Origin of the sequence: Flagellimonas olearia (assembly GCF_004150225.1) — a bacterium.
In the GTDB taxonomy this organism is placed as follows: Bacteria; Bacteroidota; Bacteroidia; order Flavobacteriales; family Flavobacteriaceae; genus Flagellimonas; species Flagellimonas olearia.
In genome coordinates this window covers 22311-42602 of sequence record NZ_ML142908.1, presented here as the reverse complement: position 1 = coordinate 42602, position 20292 = coordinate 22311, and the positions used below count along the sequence as shown (strand labels likewise).

The following is a 20292-nucleotide window of genomic DNA, read 5'->3' as shown; positions in this document are numbered from 1 at the left end:
GAAAATTTGGAAGAGGGACAATAAAAAACCGCCCTTGGGCGGCTTGTATTTTTAGTTGACGGCAACTGCCGTGGTAGGCGGATATTCCTGTAGGATCTGCGACACAAATTCTTTGATGCGTGCTTCCTTTTTCTCAATATCCTTGGTATTGCTCAAGGTGCCCACACCGCGACCTTGCCATACCAATTCCTTTTTGTTGGCGTCAATGACATCAATATATAGGGAGCCTTCGGTTCGGGTGCTCACATTATTGTTGTTCCAGCCCCATCCCCAGCCTGGACCCCAGACCCATGGGTTGTAGAATGCGCCATAACCCCAACCAAAGTTGTTGTTGTAGACATCCACACGTTCCCGTTCCTTGGTGAAAATGCTGATCAAAACATCAGGATTGTCGGATTTCACAAAACCACGGGAACCCAATTCGGCCTCAATGGCCCGTAAAATACGTTTCTTGTCCAAGTCTGAAATCTGAGCCTTGTCAATCCCAGTTTTGTAAAAAGCATAGCTTCTGTACGTATTGAAGTCCGCTTGCTTGTCGTAGTCGGAAACCACCCTAACGGAACTGCAGGAGGCCAACAGAACCACCGAAAGTGCAGTCAAAATGTATAGTTTAAAATTTTTCATAGTACTTTTTTTGAAGTGTTGAGATTATAATAAAAACCACAAAGATTATGCCGAAAACCGGTTTCAGCGCCTTGTGTTCGTTTTCGTACTATAGCCATACGGACAGTGACGGCAGCCACTTTCGCAACAATACCCCCTTTTTAGATGGTATTGGGCTGTAAATACCTTATATCCCTCCTCTGAAAAGTAAAAATCACCCTCTTCCAAGGGAATACGCTCTTTCATACACTACGGCACCGATTCGTTACTTAAAAGTAAGGCTTTCATGGCAAAACCGCTAGGATTTTAAGATTTCCGAAACAGGTTATTCACCGAAAATGTTAATGGTATTGTCGATAAGGTCCATTTTTCTTCTTCGTAAGCTGTTATATTTGTGAGGAACCCTTGAACGTTTTCAAGTGATATTGATCTTTAAACATTTCTTCTACAAAAATTATGTCGGGCTATCGCTCTGGCCTTTCATCATCCTGAAGGAAGGTGCCCTGCGAACCGATGATGTGCTCATCAACCACGAGCGCATCCATCTCCGACAGCAGCGGGAATTGTTGCTTGTACCTTTTTATTTCCTCTATTTTTCAGAATGGATTTTGCGTACCGTCCTATATTTGGATAGCTACCGCGCTTACCAGAACATCAGTTTTGAGCGTGAGGCCTATGCCAATGAAAGGGATATGGAGTATCTTTCCAAGCGGAAACGGTTTGGTTTTATGCAGTACCTGACGCGATAAGCATTCACTTTGAACATTCCCAATCAGCATATTGATGTGCCCTTGCTTCGAGAAAAGGGCGTGACGCTCCATATCAAAAGGGAAGATACCATCCATCCGCAGATTTCCGGAAACAAATACCGAAAGCTGAAATACAATCTGCTCGAAGCCCAAAAATTGGGACACGAGACCCTGCTCACCTTTGGTGGGGCCTTTTCCAACCATATTGCGGCAGTGGCCTGTGCAGGGCACGAACAGGGATTTAATACTGTTGGCGTGATCAGGGGCGAGGAGTTGCAGGATAAGTGGCAGGACAATCCTACTCTGGCCTTGGCCCATGACCACGGCATGCGGTTCCATTTTGTATCGCGAAGCGATTATCGACAAAAAAGCGAAGCGGGTTTTCTCCTGATTTTGAAAGAAGCATTTGGAGATTTCTACCTACTGCCCGAAGGCGGTACCAATGCCCTTGCCGTAAAAGGTTGCGAGGAAATTGTAACGGAGGCCGATTCCAACTTCGACTATATCTGCAGTAGTGTGGGAACGGGAGGGACCTTGGCCGGACTCATCAACTCGGCGAAACCCCACCAGACCGTTTTGGGCTTTCCCGCATTGAAGGGTGATTTTTTGAAACAGGATATTCATACATTTGTACGGAACGATCAATGGAAATTGATGACCGATTTTCATTTTGGGGGATATGCCAAAGTGAGTGAAGAATTGATTCATTTCATCAATATCTTTAAAGAAGAAACCGGGGTTCCGTTGGATCCCATCTACACAGGTAAACTGCTTTTTGGTATTTTTGAACTGGCAAAACAGGATTTTTTCCCAAAGGGAACCCATATTTTGGCCATCCATACGGGTGGTCTGCAAGGGATAGCGGGAATGAACACTGTGTTGAAAAAGAAAAATTTACCCTTATTGGATATATGATCAGGCGAATTGGATATGTACTTGTTGTGACACTGCTGTTGACTTCTTGTGGTGCCAAAAAACGGACCTCGACCCATAAAAAGGGCGCTCCCATTGTCAGGAATACCGAAAACAAGGACGAAAGGCCTGTCGCTGTGGATGAAAACGCGGAAGGTTCCGATCTGTATCCCATGCCTGCGGACCCAGGAAGGTTCAAACATTTCCCCATTACCAACACTGAGGAATATATTGAAACCTTTGCCGAAATTGCCCAGTACGAAATGCGTGCCTTTGGCATTCCGGCCAGTATCACCTTGGCCCAGGGTATTTTGGAGAGTGGTTCCGGAAGAGGGGAGCTGACCAAAAAGACCAACAACCACTTTGGGATCAAATGCCATACCGGATGGCAGGGCGAATACGATTTTCATGACGATGACGCCAAAGGGGAGTGTTTTAGAAAGTACAACCACCCCATGTTTTCGTTCCGGGACCATAGTATCTTCCTTTCGTCCCGTTCCCGATATGCCTTTTTGTTCAATTACCGGAAGGACGACTATAAAAAATGGGCCCACGGCCTCCGTCAGGCGGGTTATGCCACGGACCGTGCGTATCCCCAAAAGCTCATCGCTTTGATCGAGCGGTACGATCTGCACCAATATGATGAGGATGTGGTTCGAGGCGGGCTGGAAGTGGTCCGGGAACCCAAAAGCTTTGAAGTACTTACCCATGTGGTGGAAAAGGGAGAGACCCTGTATGCCATTTCCAGAAAATATGCCATCTCCGTGGACGAGATAAGAAGGCTCAACAATCTCAATGACAATATCATTTCCATTGGGCAGGTATTGAACATCCGAAAAGAAAAATCAAAATAATTTTTCCTTTGTTATATCGAGCTGTCATCCCGAGCGCAGTCGAGGGATGCTTATTGATGTTGTTCTCGGCTGCGCTCGAATTGACATTTTCAATTTCCATGAAAGTATGAGGTTACTTACCTTTGCGGGGAGCTGTTCGAATAGCACGTTTCTGTCATCCCGAGCGCAGTCGAGGGGTGCTTATTGATGTTGTTCTCGACTGCGCTCGAACTGACAATTATGGATTAAAAAGATTCCCGCATTCACGGGAATGACATGGATATTTAAATTTATGATCTACCAACGAAGCAGTGCCTTGTTTGCCGAGGCGAAAAAATACATCCCCGGAGGGGTCAATTCACCCGTACGGGCGTTTAAAGCGGTGGGCGGCGACCCTATTTTTGTAAAGGAAGCCAAAGGCGCCTACCTCTATGATGTGGACGGCAACCAGCTTATCGATTACATTGCCTCCTGGGGCCCGCTGATCTTGGGCCACGCCTTTGAACCCGTGATCAATGCCGTGGTGGAAAAGGCCAAAAAAGGCACTTCCTTCGGGATGCCCACCGAGATTGAGACCGAACTGGCCCAACTGGCCGTTTCCATGGTGCCCAATATTGACAAAATCCGTTTTGTGAACAGTGGTACCGAAGCCTGTATGAGTGCCGTTCGCCTCGCGCGCGGGTACACGGGCAAGGACAAGATCATCAAGTTTGCAGGTTGCTACCACGGCCATTCCGACTCGTTTTTGATCCAAGCAGGGAGTGGTGCCGTTACGTTCGGGAGCCCCAACAGTCCCGGGGTCACCCAAGGTACGGCCAAGGACACCCTTTTGGCCACCTATAACGATTTGGCCAGTGTAAAGGCGTTGACGGAGGCCAATAAAGGCGAGATAGCCGCCATTATTTTGGAACCCGTGGCCGGGAACATGGGCTGTATCATCCCCACCGATGAATTTATTCATGGACTTCGAAAACTCTGCACCGAGGAAGGTATTTTATTGCTGTTCGATGAGGTGATGACCGGTTTCCGTTTGGGGAAAGGCGGTGCACAGGAAGCCTTGGGTGTGGATGCCGATATGGTGATGTTCGGAAAGGTGATCGGGGGCGGACTGCCCGTAGGGGCCTTTGCCGCACGAGCCGAGATTATGGCACATTTGGCCCCCGAAGGGCCGGTGTACCAAGCAGGGACCCTCAGTGGGAACCCCTTGGCCATGAGTGCCGGACTGGCCATGCTCACCGAACTCAACAATTGCCCTGAGGTGTTTACCAGCTTGGCGGAAAAAACCGAACACCTGCACAAGGGCATTGCCGAGGTGCTCACCGAAAAAGGGGTGGTGCACCAGATCAACCGCTATGGAAGCATGATCTCCGTACATTTTACGGACGAACCTGTGGTGGATTTTGCCTCCTCGGCCAAAGGGAACAACGATACCTTTAAGAAATACTTCCACGGCATGTTGGAGAACGGGGTATACTTACCGCCCTCTGCCTTTGAAAGTTACTTTTTGAACGATGCCCTCAGCTACGACGATCTGGACAGGACCATTGAGGCGGTCCGTAAAGTGTTTTAGTCCATTTTAGGCCTACTCACAAACCGTGTTCAGTTCTTGGTAATCCGATTTTGATACGGTGGGAATCTCCTGCCCGGACCCAATTTTGATACAGCTCAAGGTCGGATTCCTATCGGCACGTAGATCGATAAGTTCGTGGTTGCTGCTCACATCGAGACTGGTCAGCGTATTGCTCGAAATATACAGATGCGTCAGGTTGCTGTTGCGTGAAAGGTCAATGGTTTGGATCGCATTGTCCGAAAGTAAAATAGTCTCCACCAAAGTGTTCTGGCTAAGGTCCACCGTGGTGAGTGCATTGCTGATCAAGAAGATGTTCTTGAGGTTCACCGCCCCGCTGATATCTATGGATGTTAACAGGTTCTGGCCCATATGCAACAACTCCAAAGCGGGATTGTCCAACTGCAGATCTTCCACGTTGTTAAAGGACAGGTACAATTTTTTCAATTGGGTGGCCTCGGACAGACCTTCAATGGAAGTCAGTTCGTTGGACTCCGCGTTCACCAATAAAAGGTTGGGGTTGTTGGCCAGATCAATATGGGTAAGGTAATTGGCCTGCAGGTACAGGGTGTCCAACTGGGTGTTGGCACTTAAATCGATTTCCTCCAATTTTTGCCCGCTGGCGGCCAGGAACTTTAGGTTTACAAAACCCTCAATACCGGTAAGGTCGGCAATATCGCCAAACTGGCCCGGAGGGCTGAGGTCCAAATAGGTTAGCTTTTCCGCATCGGTGCGCAGCATTTGTTGGTCCACAGTGCCGTCCGTGTCTATGCCCTGTTCCACCAGAACGGTCTCAAAATGGGGGTCCGGAATATATAGGTAGGCATCTTCGTTGGGATTGGGTTGCTCATCGCTTTTGGAGCATGCGGCAAGGAAAAATAAAGAGAGTGCTACGATAGCGTAGGCTTTTTTCATGTTTAGGTTTTTTGATGATTGCCTACAAGACGGGATTATGCCCCATGCGTTACAGCATAGGTAGGCTTTAGCATTTTATTAACTTTTGTCATTTCGAAGAAGCATAACGACTGAGAAATCCATCGGGGAAACATGTCATTTCGAAATGAGGAACGCAGTGACGATTGAGAAATCTATTGGAGGTTTTGTATTTGATAATAGTTTGAGATTTCTCACGCTCCCTTCGGTCAGTTCGAAATGACCAAGAAAAGGACTAAGTCATTTCGAAGAAGCGAAGCGACTGGGAAATCCATCGGGAAAACATGTCATTTCGAAATGAGGAGCGCAGTGACGATTGAGAAATCTATTGCAGGTTTTGTTTTGATAGTTTTGAGATTTCTCACATTCCCTTCGGTCAGTTCGAAATGACCCTTGAAGTGGATTCTGTCATTTCGAAGAAGCGTAGCGACTGAGAAATCTATTTTTTCTTTTGGTTGGTAACTGTGAGATTTCTCACGCTCCTTAGCTCCCTCGCAAGCTCGGGACAGGGGTTCGAAATGACAACAGGGTTACTCTTTGGACGGCACCAACAGTTCACGGACATCCACGTCCAAGACCTTGGCCATCTCATATAAAATGGGAATACTGGGCTGGGTTTTGTTGTTGCAGTAATTGGTGACCACCACATAGCTTTTGCCAATTTGCTCGGCCAGCCAAGTTTGGGTCCTGCCTTGTTGTTTTAATACGGCTTTAATTCTATTCATACGCAGATGCGATACCACAGCATATTACTTTGTAATATGAAATTGTACCATATCACAAGCTGATTTTTTATCATATAGCAAAATACAATACAAAAAAATGTTGTGAAATAATATATTATAATATATATTTATATTGAAAAATGATATAAAATGGACAACAGAGAACTTGTGGTGCAGCTTATACAGCAAGATTTAAAGCACAGCCAACTTACCGAAACCCTACGCCATATGGGTTTGGACGATGGCGGATTGTACGCTTTGGAGCTGATCACTATTGTAGCCCGACTCATGGACGTGCCGCCCTACCAAATGGATGACTTTGCCGAAGTGTATGGTACCTTTTTGGACGAGGCTCCACAATACCCCACTACCTATTTGGGAGAAGCCTTGTTGCCCGTTGCAGAGGAATGTTATGCAGCCTTGCAAAAGTGTTAGTAATGGCCTTTACTCTTCAAAAAAGAATTCGTGATTTTTGATTAAATCGCCAAGGCCAATTTGAATTAGATTCATTGTTTCTTTTAGGTAAATTCCCAATAATCGTTCATTGTAAATAAACCTAAACCATAATTTTACTGACTTTGCCAGTTAGCTGTATAAATTGTCATACTACACTTTTTTCTTCCCAAATTTTATTCCTTGCTATTATCATCAGAAACAAGATTAATAGACCTATAAAAGTTATGGCGCCTGCTGGTATTTTAAGATAATAGAGCATAAGGCATATTAAAACTGTATTAGCTACGCTTAAAATCCAAAAATATGACTCACATACAATTTTAAGGTTTTTAATTCTTGTGGTAATGCGAACTTTGATTTGATTAAAAATCGTAAGCTCATCGGGAAACTTGATGAAAAAATTATTGTTCTTTATTGATTGAAAATCTTTTTCGGAAAGCTGGTCAACATATTTTAAGTCTCTGAAATTCATCCGCAACAATAGGATTAAATAAATTGTTGTGACAAGAATGACAAATGCTAAAATCCACAGAAAAATTTCATTGGACTTAACTTTCTCTATTGCAAAAAGTGTTGAAGCAGCTACTATAGGAAAACCAATAATTTGTTGAGAAACTTTTTTTAAAATATCAGAAACTTCAGAAAAATACTTGGATTTATAGTCATCATAATCCTTTCTTATTTTGTCTATTGACAAGTTGTTAATGTATATTTCAAAATTCATTTTTGCATCATCTACAATTTCTCTTAAATTTTGAAAGACTAAATTTAATCTGTTGTCATAATCATAACGAGATGCAAATTTAATCAAGCTACTTTTCAAGAACTTTGGCAAGTTGAAATTGTCTTGCAAAAAACAATTTTTAAACAGATTTAGACCTTTTGAAAAATCTTTGTCGTTAGGTATGTCTTGTATTTCTTTAAAAAATTTTAAAATTATTCGGCTTTTTTCAGTGATGCTAGTAAGCACGATTTTTCTATTCACACCATTTGCATAGTCTATGAAATGAAATGCATCTTCAGTTTCTTGGTCTTTAGATTCTAGAAAGTCTATAAACTCAACATAATGTTTTGCGTTTGAGAAGAAGTAAAATTTTTTATTTTGCTCAAAATTCAAATACGTTTGATTTGAAATAAAACTAAGAGGAACATCGTCAGAAGAAAGTATTAGAATATCGAGCTCTTTTCTAACATTGGGAATTGTAAGATATCCAACGGGTTTTTGAAAAATTAAAAATCCAAGGTCTTGATATGTAATTTGAATACTCTGGTCTCTAATCGTCTCAAATGAAATCCCATTGTTTTGAAGATATTTAATTAGACCATCATTGTATCGGAATTCAATATAATCGCCCCTTAAATCGAAACTAAGTTCATTACAAAATTCATATATATGTTTATGAGTCTCTAACATTAGTTGTTAGAATTATTTATCTCATTCCTTAGAGCATTTGCAAAAATTGTGGATTCAATTATTACGAGACTTTCATCTTCAGCTGAAAATCGAACCTTATCATCAAATGCACCTCTTGATATTTTGAAATTTATACCATCTCGATTAACTTCTAATTTGATGAATCTTTTTAATTGTCGTCGATGGTATCTAAATTCGGTATCGATGGTAATGCCGTTTTCGAGTGCATAGTCTGAAATTATATTTCGATCGCCGTAAAAGTGTTGACTCATATCCCTAATGTTAATTGTACGATTTGGACTACTTGACGCATAACTGTAAACACGATTTCTAAAGTCTTCGATATTATATTCGGTTTCAGTTTCAGGGTCGATAGGCCTTTCTATCTGTGATATAATGTCATATAGTTGCTTTGTGAATTCGCTACTCGTCTCAATTTGCTCGATAGAAATCCAATTCTTAAAATACTCTGAGATGTCTTGCTGCCTCAATTGAGTTAATGATAGATAGTTTCCTTGGTCTATTTCATATTTATCATTATTAATTCGGCAAGCCATTGCTAAATTTGAGGTGTCAACATACTCGATGCTATCAATTGAGAATGAATTTTCAGTTTTGCTTAATGTTTTACCTTCTGTATCTCGAATTATGAAAATACCTAAGAAATTGTTGTCGTTGCTGACATATTCTGCAAATACAAAATAGCCACCAGTTGCGAGTGTTACGGGCTGGATTAATGATTCTAAATTGCCAATTATATTTCTGGTAAAAGAGATGAAATCATCATTGCTACATTCAGAATCCTTGTACTCTTGAAATTTTTCAGGAAAGTATTTGCCTTCAGATTTATCGAATACTGCATATAAAATTTTGTCACTGTTATAACTGCCATTTAGTGCAGTTACTAATCCTATAGAATTTTCATCGACTTCTACAAGTTCTTCCGAACGGATTAGCTCCGTTTCATTTGTGCCGCTTTCCTTCTTTAGTTCGTGAATAATTATTTTGTTTAATTCCATGGTTTAATGGTTGGTTCAAAAGTGTCGCATAATTATTTATAGAGATATATTTTTTACATCGCTAAATATCTTAATCGGGGATAATCAATGTATTCTTGTTCCAAATATTTTGCTGTTAATGGGGGAGGTACCGTACAAAATACCACTTTTTCCAAACTGGCGATTGCACCAAAACCTTAAAAAAACTAGGGTTTTTCCATAAGTCCAAAACAAAAGCCGAGACAGATTACCTGCCCCGGCCTTCACACAAACTAACTCAAAAACTAAACCGTTACATTCGAAAACGATAACAAAAGGGGGCAACGGTCCAGCCCAGAGCATCCAAATAAAAATCGTTCGGCTACAAGAGTTCAAACTCAAAGGCCGGGTAGCCCCGTACACCGCTTTCGTTGGTCAGCGCCGTGAACCTGATCTTGTACAGATTGCCATCGGTATCCTTGAGCACAAAGAACACATCGTTCTTCAAAGAGGGCAAGGTACCGGGCCCTCCACCGTTTCTCCATTGGCTGCCAATACCGCGTTGGTCGTCCTCAAAAGAGGCTTCGTCCACATCGGCCAAGGCAAAATCGACATAGGCCATTGTGGCGGTTTCCACTGGGTAGGCCAAGGCGCCACTTAAGCTATTGGTGGTGATAAAATCGGCATAGCCGTAAGAACCATAACCTTCAATCTCGTTGGTGAACACGGTAAAATTAAGGTCCCAACGGTCGGCTTGTGGCTGTACGTCCACCACCTCTTCGGTATCAAAACTAAAGAAGGTAAAGTGGTGTCCCGCAGTTTTTGAAAGGGTCACTTCCTCATGGTCGGTGGCGTCCAAATCGGCATATTGGAGTACGTAGTCCTCCCCACTGCGCAGGATGCGTATTTTCTTCCATCCCCTAGCATCGCCTTTGGCGGCCTCGCTACCGACCTCTGGCTCCGTGGTGCCCACGGCAAAGCCGAGGTTTACCAAGTATACGGGGTTATCGGCAGCGGTTTCCGAAATGGCGGCAATGGCGGTTCCGTCCAAGCTGCCGGTAACATCATCCACATAGGCGGTATTGGCGGCATCAAAAGTACCCACGGCCACTTGGGGCTGAAGGGTCTCCACATCGGCTTCGGTAACGGCATCGATATCGGTGCTCTCCAAAGCGGCCACGGCCATAAAAATGGAACCGTTGATGGCTACCCTAAAGTCATTTCCGCTATAAAACCCAAGGTCCCAGCTATCGCGCTTGGCAGTGGTCTGGGTCAGGGAGCTCAGGTCCACGTACACTTGGTTGTCCTCATTGGGACCGCCCACTTCGGGGGATACACTCCCGGATGGGGCCGCCGTTTCGGTAAAGCTCACGGCCAATTGGGTGTTCCCTTGGATCTTAGCATTGGCCACACTCACGGCGGATAAGGTAAAGTTCACGGCCTTGGTGGTACCTTCAATGGCATCCTGCAACTTATTGAAGGTAAATGCAGTTCCTGTGGCACCGCCCGTGAAATCAACGGTCAGTTGGCCGGAAGCCGCAGCGGGTTCGGTGGTAAAATCGGTATCGTATTCCGCATTCTCCGTGGTGAACGAAACGGTAACGGACCCATCCTCCGGGGCCGTGGTGGAAAATACAAGGTTGATCTGCTTTTCGCTGTCCACCGTATCAAAGCTCAGGGACGGATTTTGAAAGGCGACCACAAATTCCGCAGGGGTGGAGTCTCCACCGTCATCGCTGCTACAACTTGCGCCGAAGAGCGTTACGGCCAATGCGGCTACATATAGAAAATGATTTTTCATAAAAATTGGTTTTGGATTAAGATTAAATTTTGAGGTTGTACAAAAGTTTTACAAAATAGGACCGGCCATAGCCCAACAGCAGCCCCGTATTGGCGGTGGCATGCGTGCCCCCTCCGGACATCGATGAGGTGTTGATGCGGGTGATGTCCAGTAGATTTCGGGCGCCAAGGGTCAGTTGGAGCTTGTCTTCCATAAAGGTTTTTTTGATGGAGGCGTCCATCCACCCATAGCCCTCCCGCTTGGAGCGCATAAAGGTGGGGTCGTCCTGTTCAGGGTCCAATACAAACTGGTACTCGGGCCCATTGTATTTGAAGAACAGGGAGAAAGTGGTGTTGATCTTGGGGATTTGATAGCCCACGTTGGAACTCACTTGCAGGGCATAGAGGTAATCGTCATTGAAGGAGTCCTCGCTGTTCAATACCTTGCTTTCACCTGAGAGGGACAGGCCCAGGTCAAATTGAAAATCGCCATGGACCAATTTGTTGGTAAAGGAAGTACCCCAGTTGCGGTATTCATCTATGTTGTTGTACTGGAAGGCCAGGGGAGTCTCATTGACAATGGTGAGCTCTATACGGTCGTCCACGGTTAGGTACCAGGCCGATATTTTGGAGCTCAGGCGCCATTTTAGGTCTTTTTGGAAAAAGTTCTTTTTGAGGTGCAGGAAGGTGGACACCCCACGTTCCGGTTCTAGGTTGCTATTGCCCTGTACATCGTGGTTGACATCCACAAAATAAGTGAAGAGCTCATCAAAATTGGGATTTCGTGGCGATGTTCCCACCACGGCCCGAAGCTGGTACCCGTTGTCAAAGGCATATTTGGCACTCAACGAATGGGCCATTTGGGTCTTGAACTGGGACGAGAACATGGCCCGTGTGCCCGGTCGGAACGAAAAGCGCTCCCCCAAGGTAAACTCGGCCGTGGCAAAGGCATCATAGGACTCCAACCTACGTGCAATGTTGTTGCCACTGAAAGCGATGGCGGCCGAAGAGGAATACCCGTTGATGTTGCTCAGTTCGTATCCCAGTTGAAGGCTTGTTTTTTCGGAAGTGAAGAAATTGCTGAACGTGCCGCGGGAGTAGAACCCTTTTCGGGATTCGTATTCTTGCGATTCCACATCGAACTTTTCACGGCTGTTGATGCGATAGGTAAATTGTTCCACATCCCGTTTTTGTTGTTGGTAGGAGGCGGAGATATCGTAGTTTACTTTTTGGAAGAGCTGCCCGGCAACATTAAGGTGGTTAAAGAACCGTCGGGAAGTAAAAATATCGTCGGAAGCCGTGGGGTTGCTCGTCTGGGTAGAGGGGTTGAAGTTTTCCCGAACCACGGAATCATACCGATCTACCTGTTCGTTGAAGTATTCCATCCGATAGAAGGAACGGAAATTGTCCCTGGTATAGCTTACCAGTCCCTTGCCCGAGTACTGGAGTTTGGGGAGCCATTCGTAGCCCCTTCGGCCATCATTTAGGGCATGGAACTCACCCTCGCGATTGTTCTGATGTCCGGTAAAATCATTGTGGGTCACATTGCCGTTCACATACCATTGGTCCGAGAACCGATGCCCCACTTTTAAAGATTGGATGTGCCTGCCCTGATCAAAAAAACCATATTCATTGCCAATGGTCTCTTCCTGTACATACGGAGTGATTTCCCACTGGTAATCGGAATCTTTTCGGGTGATGATGTTGATGATGCCCGAAACGGCGTTGGAGCCATATTGGACCCCCATGGACCCTTCCACGATTTCAACCTGTTCAATATCATCCAAATTGATTTGGGTGAGGTCCGTGTTGTTGCCCAGTCCTTCGTCATTGATCAGCGGGATGTTGTCCACCAAAATTTTAAAGTACTGCCCGTCCAACCCAAACAGTTCCACACTGCTCTTTCCAGAGGAGGGGTTGGGCTGTATGCTGATGTTGAGGGATTGGTTGAGTACATCGGCCAAGGTGTTGCCTGCCAAGCGGTCCAAGGTTTCCCGTGGGATCACTTTGACCTCAAAAACGGACTTGTCCACACTTTGTTTGTTGATCTGTCCGGTGACCACAACCTCATTCAGGTTTTGCATGGCCATTGAGTCTTTTTCCACGGAAGCGGGTTCTTGGGCCAAGATTCCCACGCTGAAGAAAAATGAAAAATAAATGAACAACTTATTTTTATTTAGACTCATTCTATTTAGATTTACAGCAAATATATATTTTATTTTTATTCAATCTAAATAAGTTTAATATTTTTGTTTCACAATTTTTAACCGTCTAACTGAAAACTATTATGAAAAAATCATTGCTGCTTTCCATGGCCCTCATGGGTGTCTTTACTGTTTTAAAGGCCCAAGAGAAGAAAGAATTGGACCGAGAGGCCATCATGGATATGTGCGGGTGCTACGAGATCACGTTTAAGTATACCGAGACCTTCGCCCCTGAAATCGATTATGAGAAAAAATTGGATTATACGGCCAAGGCGTTGGAATTGGCCCTTCCCATTATAGATGAGGAGAACAAAATTTCCATCCAGCATTTGTTGGTGATCCATGACAGTACCATCATCAAACACTGGAGACAGGATTGGTTGTACGAAAACCAAGAGGTCTTCCACTACGACAAGGACAACAATTGGACTTTTTCAACCTTACCTGCGGATGCCGTGAAAGGGCAGTGGACCCAGAAAGTGTACCAAGTGGATGACAGCCCGCGATATTCCGGTTCGGCCACATGGGTGCACTATGATGGAAAACATTATTGGGAAAACACTTCGGATTCGCCCCTACCACGAAGGGAGTATAGCAAAAGGAGCGATTACAATGTCATGAAGCGTGGTAATCGACAGGAAATTACTTCATACGGATGGGTACACGAACAAGATAACGACAAGATCATTCGTGAGGAAGGCGCTGAGGATGTGTTATTGGCCCAAGAAAAGGGAATGAACATCTATACCAAGATTGCCGATGAAAAATGCAAGATAGCACAAGAGTGGTGGGCCCAGCACAAGGATTTTTGGGCCAATGCCCGGGCATCTTGGGATAAGGTGTACAATAGACAGGGAGACCTTACCTTGTTGAAAAGCGTGGATAAAAAGCCGTTGTTCATGCATTTTTATGAATTGGAAAAGGCCAACGCCAAAAAGAAGGAAATATCCAAGACCATAGAAAAATTCATCACCGAAAAAACAAGTAAAAATGCTGAGGGTAAATAAGTTTAAGGTTCTCAGCGGGGTCGCCTTTTTGGCGGCCCTTTTACTTTTTGGGTTTGGGACCCAACAGATTTCACCGAAACTCCAAGAGAAGATTGACAATGCGGTGCAAACGACCTACGAGGTCTCGGATTTTGGTTTGGAGCATATTTCTGTCAGCAGCGAACTGAATGGACAGACTCCCTCGGAATTGGGTGGGGAAAACCTGTTCAAAATTACCGTGGATGGTTCCATTCTGGGTTATGTGTATGTGGGCCAGGCACCCAGCATGAAGAAAATTTTTGATTATGTGGTGCTGCTCAATCCCGATCGGAGCATAAAAAAATCCAAGATCCTTATCTATCGTGAAGACTATGGACGACAAGTGGGAAGCCAACGGTGGTTAAAACAGTTTATTGGCAAAAAATCTGGGGAAAGTTTGGTATATGGCGAGGATATCGATGCCATTTCCGGGGCTACCATTTCGGCTAAATCCATGACCTTGGCCGTGGGCCAAGTTCTGGAAAGCATGCAGATATTGGATGAGAACCAAGTTTTTTAATTGAAAAATCACATATCAATCAGTAAGAGGCCACCTTAAGGTGGCTTTTTTGTTGAAGGGAATCCACATTCTGGTTACATTTGAAAAAAGCCAGTTGTATGACCCGGGACATTTTGGATATCAACGACTTTACCATCTTGGTGGAAGAGGCACGGGTGGGTCAAGTGACCAAGGATGTCTGCACCTTTGATGAGCCCGTCATAGCGGTGGCTTTTTATGGTTCCGGTAATGTGGACCTTTCTGTGAGGTATGGGGCCAAGCAAAAAGATTTTCAGAATACCAAAGGCTTGGCATTGTCCTTCTACGCCGATGAACATGTGCAATTTGAGCATACCGTCCATGCGGACAAACCGCTGGAGTGTATTGTAATCGCCACTTCGCCCAGAAACCTTGAAAAGCTGCCCAATCAGGAGGGGGAACTGTTCTCGAGTATGTTGAACGAACTGGTTGATCCCAGTGACCATTATGTGGAGGGTCCCGATTTTTTGATGACCCCTGCCATGCAGTCCATTGTGGATGGGGTTTTTCACAACACCTACGAAGGAAAGACCAAAATGATGTTCTTTCGAAGCCAGATGACGGCCCTGCTGTCCCATTTTTTTGGGCAATTGGCCCAAATGGACCGGCCTTCCATCAAAAAAACTGAACAGGAAAAACTTTTTCAGGCCAAGGAAATCCTTTCTGCCCATTTGGAGAATCCTCCATCCCTCACCGAACTTTCCCGGGAAATAGGACTCAATAGTTTTAAGTTGAAGAAAAATTTCAAGGAACTCTTTGGCGTACCCGTGTTCAAATACCTTCAAAACCAGCGCATGGAAAAGGCACATGAGCTCCTTCGCAACCAAGAAGCCACAGTACAGGAAGCTGCATGGCAGGTGGGCTATGATAGCCTGAGTTCCTTTTCCAATGCATTTTCCAAAAAATATGGATTTCGGCCCAGCGAGATTCGTAAATAGTAGGCAATACCGCTAAAACACACCTCTTTTCATCATAATCCTTTTCAAACAAATCATACTGCTTTTGGAACAAATGGGCCATAAGGTACTGCTCTAGTTTTGTCCCGTAATCAAAAAGCATAGCAAGATGAAATTTTTTAGAGCAGTATTGATCGGACTTATCATTTGGGTTTTAGGGGTAAGCATTTTTTTGCTTTCCTATTTCTTTCCCATCATGAAGGATTTGGATTTCCAGGCCAACCTGGTTCTTTCATTGGTTGTTCTGCCCTTGGTTTGGGCTGGAGCCTGGATGTACTACCAAAAGAGAGACACTATCCATGGCCTTAAGTTGGGCATGGTGTTATTTGCGACCAGCGCCTTGATGGATGCCTTGGTTACCGTGCCTTATTTAATGGTTCCGTTTGGAGGTTCATATTACAGTTTTTTTACGGCACCCGGCTTCTGGCTGATAGGGACTGAATTTATTATCACCACAGTACTGTTTTGGTATTTCAGGGTGAAATCCGAATCAGGAACAATCATCAACACATAAACATTGAAATCAAATCATAAACCATAGGATCATGACAAGTAACATTTTAGTTTTAGGAGGAAAAGGAAAAACAGGACGTAAGGTTGTTGAACGGCTTACAAAGCGGCAACAAAATGTCCGTGTGGGGTCGCGCAGTGAGGCCATCCCTTTCGATTGGGAAAATAGGGCCACTTGGGCAGATGCATTGGACGGTATGGACAAGGTGTACATTGCCTTTCAGCCCGACCTTGCCGTGCCCGGCGCTTTAAAAGCCATTGAGGAATTGGTGAAAGTGGCCCAACAGAAAAACATAAAAAAGTTGGTGCTTTTATCCGGAAAGGGAGAGCGGGAAGCAGAGCTTTGTGAGCAGGTGGTGGTCCATTCCGGAATAGATTATACCATAGTCCGGGCGAGTTGGTTCAATCAGAATTTTAGCGAGAGTTTCTTTTTAGATCCCATTTTGGCCGGACATGTAGCCTTGCCCATGGCACAGGCAAAAATACCTTTTGTGGATACGGATGACATTGCCGATGTGGTGGTTGAGGTATTGATGAACGAGGGGCATGATGGCAAGACCTATGAATTGACCGGGGCCCGTTTCTTGACCTTTGAGGAAGTGGTGGCCGATATTGCAAAAGCAACCGGAAGAGACATTGCTTTCACCCCGATTTCGCTTCCAGCCTATACCAAGATGATGGAAGAGGTTGGCGTGCCTTCAGACTACGTCTGGTTGATCAATTATTTGTTTTCTGAAGTGTTGGGGAACAAGGAAAATGAGGTAATTGCCCATGGTATTGAGAAGGTGTTGGGAAGAGCCCCGAAGGATTTTTCGGAATACGTACGGGAAACCGCCGCTACCGGGGTTTGGACTCCAACTACCTAGGTTTGTGGATGGAAAGATAAAAGGACAGGCCCAAAGGGCCTGTTTTCTGATCAGAGCAATTCTTTTAAATGACTATAAGCCAATCCAGATAGTATGGCCAACCCAAAACTCAATAGTGTACCAATGAGGACATATTCGGTAAGTTTTCTATTTTTTCCTTTGTTGAGGTCGCCAAAACGGAACACGGACTTGGCCGCAATCAACAGGCCTATGGCAGCCCACTGTTGCAATAGGATGAATCCGAACACAAAAAGGCGCTCCAGCATGCCAATGTATTTTCCGGCATTTTTTAGGGAACCTCCTTCTTCCGATTCATCATCGCGGGCGATTTCATCAATGTAGGGCGCCAAGAGCATCCGCATAAGTATACCGCACACAAAAGTGACAAACACCAAAAAAGTGGCCAGTAGGAGATGTTGCTCCGTGATGATGGAGTGGACATCCACCTCAAAAGGGCTTATCCAATGTGCCACGATTCCAAGGACCACCAGATGTAGAATTTGGTCCGCTGCAAAGAGCCATCGGAAGTTTTTTTCGTTGGTCAGGGCCAATTTTCCGATATCGATGAGGTAATGGGTAACGATAATGATGGCTACGGCTCCCAAATGCTGAAACTGTAGGAGAACCAGTAACGTGATTAAATGCACCCCAATATGCCAATAGAGGTATTTGGATTTCCATTTGTGCTGGAGCTTGTCATCTACCCAATGGGCGGGTTGCAGAACAAAATCCCCAATAAAATGGGCGAGCATGAGTTTTAGGGCCAGTATCATAGTTGTGCGAGTTGGGTTCTATAAAAATGGATCATTTTTTGCACTTCGTCAAATCCGGCCTTGTTGAGTTCCTCGCTGATGTTCCCTTGTGACTTGTTCAATATGGAGGCCAGTTCCTTTTGGTTCATTTTGGGGTTTTCAATCGCCTTTTGTACTGTTTTGGATATGGCCGGGGTCCAGTTGTCCATGGTCAAAAGGGCCAATTCCAGCAATAGATTGATGTGATCATCAAACTGGGCATTCGCTGTTTTGATGGCCAGATTTTGTTTTTTGAGATTTTCAAAACACTTTCCCGAATATACAAAAGCAGGTCCGTTGGATTCCGTAATTTTTTGTGCCTCATAGGTTTTTTCGCCCAATCCAATGGCTATCCTTACATCCATATGGCGAATCTGTTTTATACAGGCCTTGAGGTATACTGCAGCTTCCAAGGCCTGCTCTGGAATGGTCTGTAGTTGAAAACTGTCCCCACGATAGATTTCCCATTGCAAGGGTTCATGTCCATATTGGTCCAAGGCCTGCTTTAAAAGGGGCAACCACTTCGCTGTCTTATGGTCTGTGGAGTTTTTGATATCTCCCGTAAGAATACCTACCATTTTAATCTTTGTTTATGTAAAAATATCTGTTTATTGGCAGATAAACAAAAATATCTGTAAAATAGCAGATAATTGTAAATATCTGTTTATGGGCAGATAACGGGAGATATCTGTACAACGACCCCGATCATGGATTGGGAACCTTCTTGTTGTACTTGGGAATCAGTTTACCATCCACCCAACTTAGCTCACGGGTTTCCACGGCAGTCTGTATCCAATTGGAGGAAGCATCCAAGTTTTTCCCTTGCTCTTTCTTATAGAAGATTTTATCAGGGATGCCACCGTGATCATCCGGAAAGATGAGGTTTTCGGAATGATAGTAGTTCCCGGCTTCTGAAACTTGGGAAAGTTGTACCACTTCGGTGAGCATATGGTTGTGGGGAAACAAATAAATGCCCCCATTTTCCCTATCCTCGGTATTGGACAGATAATCAACAAAAAGGATCCCATCCAAATTGGGTACCCCTTTATCGCCCAAGACCGTAATCTTAAAATCGGTGTGGACCAATCGGGTCTTTTTCTCCCAATAGGTGCCGTCCTGTACATGTCTGATGTTCAAAAACACGGTATTTCCCTGTTTGGAAAGTGCAAAATAGTAATGGGTGCCCTTTAAGGTTTTCCTTTGGATGGATAGCAGTCCACCAAGGATGTACCCGGTCATTTCATTGTACTTTACTTTGTAAAACGGAGATTCAAAACCGTTGTAAGGCCAAGAATTGGGTGTTTTTTCAATGATTTTGACCCATTCCCCGATTTTCAGTTTTTGTAAAACGTCCGAGGAGGTATCCGGGGCTGTTCTCAGCTGTACCTCATTGCCAAAGACATAAACTTGCTGTCCGGGCTGAAATTCGCCAAAACCGGCCTGCTCTGGGTTGTGCTGGGAAAAAATGGAAGAAAATGCAAATATGCAAACGAGTAGTGTGGTATAAAAACGTGCCTTCATGATTATAAATTTTAAAGATTAGACTAAGGCAGTTCTTAGGGAGGTCTTTATATATACGGCCAGAAATAGGGGAATGGTTCACAGCTTATGCGAAAAGGGCCCTGAACAGGTTTATAAAACAGAGAAGCCGCGTCCATGGCAGGCGCGGCTTCTAAAAAATCAACAAAAAACACTATCCTCTTCTTCCTCTCTCCTGCATTTTCTTTTTGCCATGCATGGCTTTATGCTTTCTCATTTTCTTCCAGGTTTGGTATTGTTCATCATTCAATACCTCTTTCATTTTTTCCTGATGGGCGATTTGGTGGTCCAATCTGGCATTTTCCATTTCAAATCGTTCCTCGGAAGTGGGTTTTGTCCATTCGCCACTTTCTTTCTTGGCTTTCATTTCATCCCACTTGGCTTTTCTGGACTGCGCCTCATCCAGATGTATTTTCATGACCTTTTTTTGTTGGGCATCGGTCAAATCAAGGGCCAACGTCATTTTTTTGGTCTGGAGCGTGGCCATCTGTTCTGGGGTCATATCCATTTTAGGGCCTTTGTGCATTTTATGACCATCTTGCTTTTGCGCCATGGCACCAAGGCTTACCAATAGTGCCATCAATACTGCGAATCGTTTCATATGTTTAAATTTTAATGATTTGTTCCTAGGACAAGGGTTTTGTTCCATGGTTTAATCACTAAGACAACAATTGTGAAGCTTTTAACAGTAGTGGGTCAAAGGGAAATCACTTTTGATCTTCCTCAAAATCAAGTTGTGGGTTTTCAGGTTCCATTTCATCTTGGAACTCTGCCTCTACGAAGGTTTCGGAATCCATGTGCTCTTGGAGCTCGTCCTGTTGCTCAATTTGGTAATACACCAAAGAGGCAACCACAAAGCACGAAAAGTAGATAAGGCTTTTTGTTTTGTAGGTCATGATTTTGAGATTTGGGACT

The 20292-nt window shown here is 44.4% G+C and carries 23 protein-coding genes; 10 read left to right on the top strand and 13 right to left on the bottom strand.

Annotation, left to right across the window (positions count from 1 at the left end; all coding sequences use genetic code 11):
* Positions 1–51 precede the first annotated feature (51 nt).
* Positions 52–624 (bottom strand): DUF4136 domain-containing protein, encoded by a 573-nt coding sequence (locus DN53_RS05495; protein ID WP_129653405.1) that lies wholly within the window; start codon positions 622–624, stop codon positions 52–54.
* Between the two features lie 63 nt (positions 625–687).
* On the bottom strand, positions 688–849 hold the full coding sequence (locus tag DN53_RS17890) for a C1orf53 family protein (protein ID WP_165357291.1): 162 nt from the start codon (positions 847–849) through the stop codon (positions 688–690).
* A gap of 173 nt (positions 850–1022) precedes the next feature.
* On the opposite strand from DN53_RS17890, the gene DN53_RS05490 reads away from it, so the two are divergent.
* The 4 genes from DN53_RS05490 (at position 1023) to hemL (ending at position 4667) form a co-directional block, all read left to right on the top strand.
* A complete protein-coding gene (locus DN53_RS05490; RefSeq protein ID WP_116216163.1) occupies positions 1023–1352 on the top strand; it encodes a hypothetical protein in 330 nt (109 codons plus the stop codon).
* Between the two features lie 9 nt (positions 1353–1361).
* On the top strand, positions 1362–2267 hold the full coding sequence (locus tag DN53_RS05485; protein ID WP_129653404.1) for a 1-aminocyclopropane-1-carboxylate deaminase/D-cysteine desulfhydrase: 906 nt from the start codon (positions 1362–1364) through the stop codon (positions 2265–2267).
* Positions 2264–3118: a glucosaminidase domain-containing protein gene (locus tag DN53_RS05480; protein ID WP_129653403.1), complete on the top strand. Its 855-nt coding sequence runs from the start codon at positions 2264–2266 to the stop codon at positions 3116–3118. Before DN53_RS05485 ends, DN53_RS05480 begins: the two co-directional genes overlap by 4 nt.
* Positions 3119–3389: 271 nt before the next feature.
* Positions 3390–4667: a glutamate-1-semialdehyde 2,1-aminomutase gene (gene hemL, locus DN53_RS05475; protein ID WP_129653402.1), complete on the top strand. Its 1278-nt coding sequence runs from the start codon at positions 3390–3392 to the stop codon at positions 4665–4667.
* Positions 4668–4679: 12 nt separating this feature from the next.
* On the opposite strand, the gene DN53_RS05470 is transcribed toward hemL, so the two are convergent.
* Positions 4680–5579 (bottom strand): leucine-rich repeat domain-containing protein, encoded by a 900-nt coding sequence (locus DN53_RS05470; RefSeq protein ID WP_129653401.1) that lies wholly within the window; start codon positions 5577–5579, stop codon positions 4680–4682.
* A 548-nt stretch (positions 5580–6127) separates the two neighbouring features.
* Positions 6128–6322 (bottom strand): helix-turn-helix transcriptional regulator, encoded by a 195-nt coding sequence (locus DN53_RS05465; protein ID WP_129653400.1) that lies wholly within the window; start codon positions 6320–6322, stop codon positions 6128–6130.
* A 150-nt stretch (positions 6323–6472) separates the two neighbouring features.
* Here DN53_RS05465 and DN53_RS05460 point away from each other — a divergent pair, with 150 nt between their 5' ends.
* Positions 6473–6757: a hypothetical protein gene (locus DN53_RS05460; RefSeq protein WP_129653399.1), complete on the top strand. Its 285-nt coding sequence runs from the start codon at positions 6473–6475 to the stop codon at positions 6755–6757.
* Between the two features lie 166 nt (positions 6758–6923).
* Here the strand turns inward: DN53_RS05460 and DN53_RS05455 are convergent, their stop codons facing one another.
* The 4 genes from DN53_RS05455 to DN53_RS05440 all read right to left on the bottom strand — a co-directional run bounded on the left by DN53_RS05455 (position 6924) and on the right by DN53_RS05440 (position 13134).
* Complete coding sequence (locus DN53_RS05455; RefSeq protein WP_129653398.1) at positions 6924–8192, bottom strand: hypothetical protein; 1269 nt, start codon at positions 8190–8192, stop codon at positions 6924–6926.
* Entirely contained in the window at positions 8192–9211 is a 1020-nt protein-coding gene (locus DN53_RS05450; protein WP_129653397.1) for a nucleoid-associated protein, read from the bottom strand. Before DN53_RS05450 ends, DN53_RS05455 begins: the two co-directional genes overlap by 1 nt.
* A 340-nt stretch (positions 9212–9551) precedes the next feature.
* The gene (locus DN53_RS05445; RefSeq protein ID WP_129653396.1) at positions 9552–10970 is read right to left on the bottom strand and encodes an HmuY family protein; all 1419 of its coding nucleotides are present in this window, start codon (positions 10968–10970) and stop codon (positions 9552–9554) included.
* A 22-nt stretch (positions 10971–10992) separates the two neighbouring features.
* A complete protein-coding gene (locus tag DN53_RS05440; protein WP_129653395.1) occupies positions 10993–13134 on the bottom strand; it encodes a TonB-dependent receptor plug domain-containing protein in 2142 nt (713 codons plus the stop codon).
* Positions 13135–13235: 101 nt separating this feature from the next.
* Here DN53_RS05440 and DN53_RS05435 point away from each other — a divergent pair, with 101 nt between their 5' ends.
* The 5 genes from DN53_RS05435 (at position 13236) to DN53_RS05415 (ending at position 17047) form a co-directional block, all read left to right on the top strand.
* A complete protein-coding gene (locus DN53_RS05435; RefSeq protein WP_129653394.1) occupies positions 13236–14159 on the top strand; it encodes a DUF6607 family protein in 924 nt (307 codons plus the stop codon).
* The gene (locus DN53_RS05430; protein WP_129653393.1) at positions 14143–14697 is read left to right on the top strand and encodes an FMN-binding protein; all 555 of its coding nucleotides are present in this window, start codon (positions 14143–14145) and stop codon (positions 14695–14697) included. Before DN53_RS05435 ends, DN53_RS05430 begins: the two co-directional genes overlap by 17 nt.
* Before the next feature lie 98 nt (positions 14698–14795).
* Positions 14796–15653 (top strand): helix-turn-helix domain-containing protein, encoded by an 858-nt coding sequence (locus tag DN53_RS05425; RefSeq protein ID WP_129653392.1) that lies wholly within the window; start codon positions 14796–14798, stop codon positions 15651–15653.
* A 127-nt stretch (positions 15654–15780) separates the two neighbouring features.
* Positions 15781–16185, top strand: a complete 405-nt coding sequence (locus DN53_RS05420) for a DUF5367 family protein (RefSeq protein ID WP_129653391.1) — start codon at positions 15781–15783, stop codon at positions 16183–16185.
* A gap of 31 nt (positions 16186–16216) precedes the next feature.
* Complete coding sequence (locus DN53_RS05415) at positions 16217–17047, top strand: NAD(P)H-binding protein (protein WP_129653390.1); 831 nt, start codon at positions 16217–16219, stop codon at positions 17045–17047.
* Positions 17048–17097: 50 nt separating this feature from the next.
* Here the strand turns inward: DN53_RS05415 and DN53_RS05410 are convergent, their stop codons facing one another.
* From DN53_RS05410 to DN53_RS05390, 5 genes are all read right to left on the bottom strand, one after another.
* Positions 17098–17820 carry a DUF3307 domain-containing protein gene (locus DN53_RS05410; RefSeq protein ID WP_129653389.1) on the bottom strand — a complete coding sequence of 241 codons (723 nt, stop codon included), beginning with the start codon at positions 17818–17820 and terminating at the stop codon, positions 17098–17100.
* Positions 17817–18416, bottom strand: a complete 600-nt coding sequence (locus tag DN53_RS05405) for a transcriptional regulator (protein WP_129653388.1) — start codon at positions 18414–18416, stop codon at positions 17817–17819. Before DN53_RS05405 ends, DN53_RS05410 begins: the two co-directional genes overlap by 4 nt.
* A gap of 127 nt (positions 18417–18543) precedes the next feature.
* Positions 18544–19359, bottom strand: coding sequence for an SH3 domain-containing protein (locus DN53_RS05400; protein ID WP_129653387.1), 816 nt, complete (start codon positions 19357–19359; stop codon positions 18544–18546).
* A gap of 172 nt (positions 19360–19531) precedes the next feature.
* On the bottom strand, positions 19532–19978 hold the full coding sequence (locus DN53_RS05395) for a hypothetical protein (protein ID WP_129653386.1): 447 nt from the start codon (positions 19976–19978) through the stop codon (positions 19532–19534).
* Positions 19979–20084: 106 nt separating this feature from the next.
* Positions 20085–20273 carry a hypothetical protein gene (locus DN53_RS05390; RefSeq protein ID WP_129653385.1) on the bottom strand — a complete coding sequence of 63 codons (189 nt, stop codon included), beginning with the start codon at positions 20271–20273 and terminating at the stop codon, positions 20085–20087.
* Positions 20274–20292 lie beyond the last annotated feature (19 nt).